Source organism: Ensifer adhaerens (assembly GCF_020035535.1).
Taxonomy (GTDB): Bacteria; Pseudomonadota; Alphaproteobacteria; order Rhizobiales; family Rhizobiaceae; genus Ensifer.
On record NZ_CP083349.1, the window covers coordinates 3404058 to 3412500 of the forward strand.

The following is an 8443-nucleotide window of genomic DNA, read 5'->3' on the forward strand; positions in this document are numbered from 1 at the left end:
AAGGCCTGCGATCAAACCGGGCGCGGCGACTGCGACGCATCGGGTTGCGGCTTTTGCCGCGCAGTATCCCCCTGCATCCACACCATCAGCAGGTCATGGACGACACTGAGAACGATCGGCCCCAGAAAGAGCCCGATCAGCCCATAGGACAGGGTCCCACCAAGTACCCCGAGCAGAATGACCAGCGTCGGCGTCGAAAGCCCGCGGGCCACCAGGATCGGCTTCATCACATTGTCGATGACAAAGAGCGGGACCAACAGAATCGTCAGAAGCAGCGCTGGACCGAAGTCCATCGTCACCCATGCCCAGATGATCACCGGAAGCAGAACCAGAGCAGGCCCGATCTGGATGATGCAGAGGATGAGCACGACGAAAGCGATCGCACCCGGCGCCGGCACATGGAACAGGCCGAGCACCAGGGCACAGAGAAACGCCTGCAGCAGCGCGACGCCGATCACCCCTCGCGCAACGTTGCGGATGGTCGCCGCCGCCAGACGCAGGAAGCCGATGCCCCGGTCGCCACCGATCCTGCCGGAGAAGCGCTGTGCCATCTCCGCCAGCCGTTCACCGGAACCGAAAAGGAATCCGGCCACCAACACGGACACGACGAAGCTCAACACCTCGGCGCCGATGCTCGCTATCTTGCCGAGCGCCTTGCTGCCTGCCTGCATCAGCGAAGGCTCGAGCTTGCGCAGGAGCGCTTCGAGATTATCCGATGCCATGCTCCAGACCGCATGCAGCCGTTCGCCGATGATCGGCCAGTCGTGAACGTATTCCGGCGGTACCGGCACCCGGAGAGAGCCGTCGGCAAGTTTTGCAAGCAGCGCCTGGAGCCCTTCGGCGAAGCTGACGGCAATCGCCGTCAATGGGCCGACGATGACGGCCAGGCAGATGAGCGTGATGAGAAAGGACGCCAATCGTCGAGAGCCGAGAAAGCGGCCCAGCCGGGCATAGGCCGGGTAGAGCGCCACGGCAAGGATTGCCGCCCATATGAGGATGATGGCGAACGGCGCGATCAGCGTCAGGGCCCAATAGGCAAAAAGCCCGACGATACCAATCCTGGCGATATCCGTAATTTTCGCCTCGAAGGACGGGGGGCTGGTCGCTCCATCGCCCGCCGCGCCCGTTCGGGAAGGATCATCAGCCATTCTCGCCCCTCACCCCTGGATGTGGCACATCACTGTGCCACCGCGGCTTATCGACGGCCCGCGTCTTGCCGAATCAAAGATGCCCGAGGTCTGCCCCGGCCGGCAGCCAACATACCTCTCCCTATGCAACAGTCATGCGGATCGTACGCCCGCAACGGCCAATCGGCAGTAACATACAGTAGCATACGTCATTCGGGCTTCCCCATCGGCGCGCCTCCTCTAGAGATACCAGTGACAGACGGCATTAGGAATATAAGCTGCAGCACGATCAAGCTCTCGTTGCAGCCGAAAGAGCGTCGACAGGGGGCTGTCACGCGCGCTTGTTCAAGCGCCCGCGCGCCTCAGCCAACAGAGGGAGGCTGGACAGATGATCAGAAAAACGATCATCGCGCTTGGCAGCGCAGTGACGATACTGATTTCAACGCCCATCACGGCAGTTTTGGCACAGCAGTCGGCAAGCGCCCCGGCGGCTGAGCAGCAGACAGCGCCGGAACCGCTGAGCGACGACGAACTCGAAGTTCTGGTCGCGCGCATCGCACTCTATCCGGACGAACTGGTGGCCTTGATCTCCGCTGCCGCGCTCTATCCGCTGCAGATCGTCGAGGCGGAGCGCTTCCTCGAGGCTCGCCAGAAAAAGCCGGACATGAAGCCAAAGGACGATTGGGACGGCAGCGTCATTTCGCTGCTCAACTATCCCCAGATCGTCAAGATGATGAGTGAAGACCTCGAATGGACGCAGTCTTTCGGCGACGCGATCGCCAATCAGCAGAAGGATGTGCTGATCGCGATACAGCAATTGCGTGACGAAGCGGTCGCCAAGAATATCATCAAGAGCGACGACAAGGTGACGGTGGTCCAGCAAGGCGACAACGTCGTCATCCAGGCAGCCAATCCTGAAACGATCTACGTGCCGCAGTATCCGCCGGAGATGCTGTACGAGCCGAATTATGCACCGGCGCCGATCGGCTACTATGACGAACCCTATCCGGCCTATTGGTATCCCGGCGCAGCCTTCTTTGCAGGTGCTGTGACCGGTGCTGCCTTCGCCGCGATCGTCGACTGGGACGATTGGGGCGTCTGGGGCGGCCGCTGGAATGGCGGCGACATGGACATCGACTGCAACAACTGCTTCAACAACATCAACGGCAAGGTCAAGTGGAACGACGTCGACTGGAAGAATGTCGATCGCAGCAAGATCAACTTCGACCGCGACCAGCTTCAACATTTCGACCGAAACAGCATCAAGAACAACATCAAGGCAAACGGCAACAACAACCTGCGCAACCGCGCCGCCGAGATCAACCGCGATCGGCCGAACGCACGGCCCGGCGGTGGTGGCGGCGGTCAGATCAGGGACGTGCGCAAGAGCACGCTTGATGGGCTGAAGGCCCAGCAGAGGCCGGCAGCCAGACCAGGTGGGGCCGGTGGCGGGCAGGCGATCGCAAAAGCGCGCGCCGGCGACGGCAAGCCGAGCATCAATCGTCCCTCGGGCAAAAAACCTTCTCAGGTCAACCGTCAGGGCGGCAAGAAGAAGATGGCCTCCAAGGCGCAGAACCGATCGAGAAACCCATCGGGCCTCGGCAACGTCAATCCCGGACGGCGCGAAATCAACTCGTCACGCCGCGGTGGCCAGAGCATGGGCGGCGGCCAGCGCGGTGGCGGGCGGCCACAAATGAGCCGCGGTGGCGGCAGGCCGCCGATTCACCGTGGCGGCGGCGGTCGTGGTGGTGGCGGCGGACGCAGACGTTGAACGGATCATAGGAGAACGACCATGGCAAAGCTCTTTCATCCGCTTCTCCTGGGAACGGCGATCGCCCTCGCACTGGCCGCCGTACCGCTCAACGCATCCGCGCAGACAACGGCGCCGGCGGAACAGGCACCAACGGATCAAATGGCGGCCGGCCTCGACGCCTATGCGGCGGACGAAGATCCTCCGGTCTTCGATGACCCGGCCAAGGCGGTCGACGAATTCAAGGCGAAGCTCGCCGCAAATGATTTCGACGGTCTGGCGAAACTTCTCGGACTCAATGCCGAGAAGCTGAAGGCCGGTGAAGGGGCGATGGATACCTTTGCGCTCATCCGCGAAGGTGCCGCCCGCAATGTCACCGTGAATGATCTCGAAGGACGCAAGATTATCCAGATCGGCGATCGGCTCTGGCCGCTGCCATTCCCGATCACCAAGGGCGAAGACGGCAAATGGGCCTTCGACACCTATGTCGGGCTCGAGGAAATCGTCAATCGCCGCGTCGGCGAGAACGAATTGGAAGCGATCGATACGGTACAGGCCTATGTCGATGCCCAGAAGGAATACGCCTCGCAGGATCGCGACGCCGATGGCGTGCTCGAATATGCCCAGAAGCTGATCAGCACACCCGGACAGACGGACGGGCTTTACTGGCCGGCCGATCAGGGCGATGGCGAAAGCCCCGTCGGCGATGCGATCAGCGAGGCGGCATTGGAAAAGGCAAAGGCCGGCCAAGGGTACTTCGGCTACCGTTTCCGCATCCTGACATCGCAGGGCGATAACATCGCCGGCGGCCGGTACGACTATGTCATCAACGGCAACATGATCGGCGGCTTCGCCTTGATCGCGTGGCCGGTGAGCTATGCCGAGACCGGCGTCAAGACCTTCGTCGTCAACCAGCAGGGCATCGTCTACGAACGCGATCTCGGGCCGAATACCGAAGAGATCGTGCCCTTCATCGATCGCTTCGATCCCGACGACAAATGGGACGTCGTGCCCGATTGAGAGGCAGTCGCAGCTGACGATTTTTTTGCCAGGCCGGACTTCCCCCGGCCTGCGTCGGAGGAAGCCCCATCGCTCAACATCGATTGTCGAGCTTGCGGCCTATTGTCGGTTGGCTCTGCTTCCCCTTGCCCAATTCTGAGCGGCATATGCAGCGAAACGCGATAGCGAGCCGGTCCGACACGGCCGGCGGTCAGTGATGCCCCCTCCGGGAAATGCGTCCTGACCCGATGAGCGACATTGGCAAGGCCGATGCCGAGCCCCTCTCCCGCCTTGCCGAATACAGATGCGGTAACGTCATTTTCGACGGACAGAATGAGCGCCTCTCCGACCCGGCTCGCCTGGATGTGAATTTCGACCTCGCCGACGGAACGGCCGACTCCATGTTTTACCGCGTTCTCGATCAGCGGCTGCAGGATCAGACTTGGGACCATGGCACCCTCGAGCTCGGCAGGGACGTCGATACGGACTCCCATGCGGTCGGAAAACCGCTCTTTCTCGATATCGAGATACTCTCTCTGCAGGGCCATCTCGTCCACAAGCCGCAATTCGCGCATCGGATCGAGCTGCAGCGTCGACCGCAGGAATCCCGAGAGCGACATGATCATTCGCTCCGCCCGATGTGATGCCCCCTCCTCCACCAGGCCGGTGATGGAATTGAGCGTGTTGAACAGAAAATGCGGATTTATCTGATATTGCAAAGCGCGCATCCGAGCGGCCAGGGCCTCTTCGCGCGGGGCAATCAGTTTCAGATCCCGGGCGCGGACGTCCATGTGATTGAGCAGCGCGACAAAGAGGAACGACCAGCCAAAGAAGATCGACATGCGGTAACAGACCGCATAGCCGTAATCCATGATATTGAACGGCACGACCGCGGGCGACAGGATCACCTGTGTACAGGTAGTAGTCGAGCAGAGACATCCCGAGCGAGCTGATCAGAGACAGCAGCAGGCACACGATGATTTTGGGTGGCGTAGCGGATCAGCAAGCGAATTCAATCCGCGCGAAGATTACGTCCGCTCGGCGCGGCGATCGGGATGTTGTCAGCGACGGTGGGGGTGCTGATCCTGGCGCGCGGATGACGGAGGATTCGGCTCTGTCTGACGAGATCCTTGCGGGGACGCGGAGGTGGCTTTTCGGCGTTTGGAACGTCAAAAGCCCCCTTGCATTTCTGCTTGGGGGCTTTTTGTATGTTTTGGTTGCGGGGGCAGGATTTGAACCTGCGGCCTTCAGGTTATGAGCCTGACGAGCTACCGGGCTGCTCCACCCCGCGCCATCGCGGTAAACCGCTTTGCGGTTTATCCGCTTATTCCGGGTTTTGCCGGAGGCAAAATCCCGTTTATCCGGTCAGCGCAAATCCCTATGGGATTTGTCGCGGTAACGTAAATCCCGAAGGGATTTATGGTCTGTTCCGAGCAAATCCGTGAGGATTTGTCTCGTGTAAGGGACGCACTGCTTGTTTCCGGTCTAGCAAAACAAAAGGGCCGCTTGAGGGCGGCCCGTGTTCGGCTGGGCCGAGGCGGAAGAGAAGATGATCGTTTGATTTCCGGGTTTTATCTTGCGTTTTGCAGACCTGGCAGCGACCTACTCTCCCGCGTCTTAAGACGAAGTACCATCGGCGCTGGGGCGTTTCACGGCCGTGTTCGGAATGGGAACGGGTGCAGCCACCCCGCCAGAACCACCAGGTCGGCAAAGCGCAAGATTTGCGCCTAGCTTGGCGCAAACCGGATGAGAAGCTGGTGAAGCGAGATGCTTCGTTTTGTTTTGAACACGTCATTTCATCTATCGATGAACACAAGCAATGGGAACGATCAAGCCAATCGAACGATTAGTACTGGTAAGCTTCATGCGTTGCCGCACTTCCACACCCAGCCTATCAACGTGGTCGTCTTCCACGGTTCTCAAGGGAATACTCGTTTTCAGGTTGGTTTCCCGCTTAGATGCCTTCAGCGGTTATCCATTCCATATATAGCTACCCTGCTATGCCCTTGGCAGGACAACAGGTCCACCAGAGATATGTCCATCCCGGTCCTCTCGTACTAGGGACAGATCCTGTCAATATTCCTACACCCACGGCAGATAGGGACCGAACTGTCTCACGACGTTCTGAACCCAGCTCACGTACCGCTTTAATTGGCGAACAGCCAAACCCTTGGGACCTGCTCCAGCCCCAGGATGCGATGAGCCGACATCGAGGTGCCAAACAACCCCGTCGATATGGACTCTTGGGGGTCATCAGCCTGTTATCCCCGGCGTACCTTTTATCCGTTGAGCGATGGCCCTTCCACGCGGGACCACCGGATCACTATGACCGACTTTCGTCTCTGCTCGACTTGTCAGTCTCGCAGTCAGGCGGGCTTATGCCATTGCACTCGACGACCGATTTCCGACCGGTCTGAGCCCACCATCGCGCGCCTCCGTTACTCTTTCGGAGGCGACCGCCCCAGTCAAACTACCCACCATACACTGTCCCGGATCCGGATGACGGACCGCGGTTAGACATCCATGACGATAAGGGTGGTATTTCAAGGATGGCTCCACAAGAACTGGCGTCCCTGCTTCAAAGCCTACCACCTATCCTACACATGCCGACACGAATGCCAGTGTAAAGCTATAGTAAAGGTGCACGGGGTCTTTCCGTCTGACCGCAGGAACCCCGCATCTTCACGGGGAATTCAATTTCACTGAGTCTATGCTGGAGACAGCGGGGAAGTCGTTACGCCATTCGTGCAGGTCGGAACTTACCCGACAAGGAATTTCGCTACCTTAGGACCGTTATAGTTACGGCCGCCGTTTACTGGGGCTTCGATTCAGAGCTTGCACCCCTCCTCTTAACCTTCCAGCACCGGGCAGGCGTCAGACCCTATACGTCGTCTTGCGACTTCGCAGAGCCCTGTGTTTTTGATAAACAGTCGCTACCCCCTGGTCTGTGCCACCCTTCCATACTTGCGTACAAAAGGGTCACGCTTCTTCCGAAGTTACGCGTGCAATTTGCCGAGTTCCTTCAGCATAGTTCTCTCAAGCGCCTTGGTATACTCTACCTGACCACCTGTGTCGGTTTCGGGTACGGTCTATAATGGTGGAGCTATTTCCTGGAACCGCGTCCCCGCCCGGACAATCCAATAAGTCCGAACAAGTTAAGCGATCCGTCACTACCACCAGGCCCACGAATATTAACGTGGTTCCCATCGACTACGCGTGTCCGCCTCGTCTTAGGGGCCGGCTAACCCTGCTCAGATTAACTTTAAGCAGGAACCCTTGGTCTTTCGGCGAGAGGGTCTCTCACCCTCTTTATCGTTACTCATGTCAACATTCGCACTTCCGATACCTCCAGGACCCCTCACGGGTATCCCTTCACAGGCTTACGGAACGCTCCGCTACCACGTATCTTGCGATACATCCTCAGCTTCGGTGCATGGCTTTAGCCCCGTTACATTTTCGGCGCAAAGACCCTTATTTAGACCAGTGAGCTGTTACGCTTTCTTTAAATGATGGCTGCTTCTAAGCCAACATCCTGGTTGTTTTGGGATCCTCACATCCTTTCCCACTTAGCCATGACTTGGGGACCTTAGCTGGAGGTCAGGGTTGTTGCCCTTTTCACGACGGACGTTAGCACCCGCCGTGTGTCTGCCGACTAGTACTCCTCGGTATTCGGAGTTTGGTTAGGATCAGTAAGACGGTGAGTCCCCATAGCCCATCCAGTGCTCTACCCCCGAGGGTATTCGGTCGACGCTCTACCTAAATAGATTTCGCGGAGAACCAGCTATTTCCGAGTTTGATTGGCCTTTCACCCCTAACCACAAGTCATCCCAATCTATTGCAACAGATGCGGGTTCGGTCCTCCAGTTGGTGTTACCCAACCTTCAACCTGCTCATGGCTAGATCACTCGGTTTCGGGTCTAATGCGACGAACTGAACGCCCTGTTCAGACTCGCTTTCGCTGCGCCTTCACCTATCGGCTTAAGCTTGCTCGTCACACTAAGTCGTTGACCCATTATACAAAAGGTACGCTGTCACCCTTGCGGGCTCCAACTGTTTGTAGGCATCCGGTTTCAGGTTCTATTTCACTCCCCTTGTCGGGGTGCTTTTCACCTTTCCCTCACGGTACTTGTTCGCTATCGGTCATGCACGAGTACTTAGGCTTGGAGAGTGGTCTCCCCATGTTCAGACAGGATTTCACGTGTCCCGCCTTACTCAAGGACAATGAATGTTCTACGTGTAAGGGGCTATCACCCTCTACGGCCGACCTTTCCATGTCGTTCCACTTTATTCCTCATTGCCACTGGCCTGGTCCGCGTTCGCTCGCCACTACTTGCGGAGTCTCGGTTGATGTCCTTTCCTGCAGGTACTTAGATGTTTCAGTTCCCTGCGTTCGCTTCTTACCCCTATGTATTCAGAGTAAGATACCTTTAAACAATACTTGGAAACCTAAGCCGTACTTGCGTACGACTTAAATTTTCCAAGCATTTAAGGTGGGTTCCCCCATTCGGAGATCCATGGATCAAAGCTTATTCGCAGCTCCCCACGGCTTATCGCAGCGTATCACGTC

General features: G+C 58.1%; 4 protein-coding genes, 1 tRNA gene and 2 rRNA genes (1 of these 7 running past the window's edge). 2 read left to right on the forward strand and 5 right to left on the reverse strand.

Going from position 1 to position 8443, the window contains the following annotated elements; genetic code table 11:
• Window positions 1-11 precede the first annotated feature (11 nt).
• Window positions 12-1148, reverse strand: a complete 1137-nt coding sequence (locus LAC81_RS16670) for an AI-2E family transporter (RefSeq protein ID WP_223725700.1) — start codon at window positions 1146-1148, stop codon at window positions 12-14.
• Between the two features lie 367 nt (window positions 1149-1515).
• Here LAC81_RS16670 and LAC81_RS16675 point away from each other — a divergent pair, with 367 nt between their 5' ends.
• Both LAC81_RS16675 and LAC81_RS16680 read left to right on the forward strand, forming a co-directional pair.
• Window positions 1516-2898 (forward strand): DUF3300 domain-containing protein, encoded by a 1383-nt coding sequence (locus tag LAC81_RS16675; protein ID WP_223725701.1) that lies wholly within the window; start codon window positions 1516-1518, stop codon window positions 2896-2898.
• Between the two features lie 21 nt (window positions 2899-2919).
• Window positions 2920-3897 carry a DUF2950 domain-containing protein gene (locus LAC81_RS16680; protein WP_223725702.1) on the forward strand — a complete coding sequence of 326 codons (978 nt, stop codon included), beginning with the start codon at window positions 2920-2922 and terminating at the stop codon, window positions 3895-3897.
• Here LAC81_RS16680 and LAC81_RS16685 read toward each other — a convergent pair.
• The 4 genes from LAC81_RS16685 to LAC81_RS16700 form a co-directional block, all read right to left on the reverse strand.
• On the reverse strand, window positions 3804-4784 hold the full coding sequence (locus LAC81_RS16685) for a sensor histidine kinase (protein WP_223725703.1): 981 nt from the start codon (window positions 4782-4784) through the stop codon (window positions 3804-3806). The genes LAC81_RS16680 and LAC81_RS16685 overlap by 94 nt on opposite strands.
• A 306-nt stretch (window positions 4785-5090) precedes the next feature.
• Window positions 5091-5167, reverse strand: a tRNA-Met gene (locus LAC81_RS16690).
• 298 nt (window positions 5168-5465) lie between these two features.
• Window positions 5466-5580, reverse strand: a 5S ribosomal RNA gene (gene rrf / locus LAC81_RS16695).
• Between the two features lie 121 nt (window positions 5581-5701).
• Window positions 5702-8443 (reverse strand): 23S ribosomal RNA (locus LAC81_RS16700); it runs 55 nt beyond the window's last position.

What these genes read in the sequence shown, in the direction of transcription:
- LAC81_RS16670 (WP_223725700.1), bottom strand. Translation starts at nt 1,148, where the DNA reads ATGGCTGATGATCCTTCCCGAACGGGCGCGGCGGGCGATGGAGCGACC.
- LAC81_RS16675 (WP_223725701.1), top strand. Translation starts at nt 1,516, where the DNA reads ATGATCAGAAAAACGATCATCGCGCTTGGCAGCGCAGTGACGATACTG.
- LAC81_RS16680 (WP_223725702.1), top strand. Translation starts at nt 2,920, where the DNA reads ATGGCAAAGCTCTTTCATCCGCTTCTCCTGGGAACGGCGATCGCCCTC.